1 protein-coding gene is annotated in these 1083 nt (G+C 44.0%); it reads left to right on the forward strand.

Annotated features, from left to right (window positions below; genetic code table 11):
* Positions 1 to 1083, forward strand: a 1083-nt coding sequence (locus R7P67_RS26120; RefSeq protein ID WP_318086494.1) for an EAL and HDOD domain-containing protein, incomplete at both ends; no start/stop codon positions are given.

Here is a 1083-nt window from a genome sequence, read left to right on the forward strand (position 1 = left end):
CCCCAAAAATACCTTCCCTGAAGTAGAACCTGAGCTTGCTACTAGTCGACTGCTATCCGATCATTTTTTGTCGACGCACTACAACACGTTAGGTAACAAACTCGGTTTTGTTAACTTTCCCCACCAAAGCTTGGTCAACCTTGTTCCGACACTGTTTCCGAAAGATTCTCTGGTTATTGAAGTGCTCGAAGATTGTGAGCCTACGCAAGAGCTTCTCGATGCAATAAAACATCTGCACGAATGCGGCTACCGAATTGCACTCGACGACTTTGTACCAACTAAGGCTTGGAAACGCTTTCTTCCGTACGTATCGATGATCAAATTTGATATTCGTTTAGTACCAATTGAAAAAGCGGCAATTTTCATCCAAGCATTGAGCCAGTTTAATATCGATTTTTTGGCTGAAAAAGTCGAAACCTATGAAGAGTTTGAACAAGCGCTTGACGCTGGTTTTAACTACTTCCAAGGTTACTTCTTTAGTAAACCAGAAATGATCCAAAAGAAGCGCCTCAACCCGGCGTTTTTAACCGTCATCCAGTTGTGTAAAGAGATTGCTGATAAGCCCATCGACTTCAATGAAGTGGAGCGTCTGTTCTCTATTGATGTGACGCTTTCCTATAAGTTGCTCACTTACGTCAACTCGGGTTACACGCTCACAACCAAAATCAAATCGTTTAGACAGGCGCTGATTTATCTGGGCGAAGAACGTTTACGACGCTTTATTTCACTGGTTGCGATCGCTTCTGTGCAAGAGGACAAGCCCGATTCACTCTACTCGCTTGCTATTCAACGCGCTCGTATGTGTGAAATTTTGCTTAGCCAAATGAAAACCAAGTACGATCCTGGACAAGCCTTTCTGACTGGTATGTTCTCATTACTAGGCTCGCTGCTCGATCAACCTCTGTCGGATGTGATTGAAGACATTCCCGTCGATGAAGACATCAAGCTCGCCCTGACAAGTCGAAAAGGTGTGCTTGGGTATCTCCTTTCTATGTGTATTGCTTACGAACAAGCAGATTGGGAACTGGCTGAAAGATACTGCTCTGTCTTGAAGTTAACGGAAACTCAGCTAGCTGATGCATT

This window comes from Vibrio sp. Vb0937 (genome assembly GCF_033338855.1).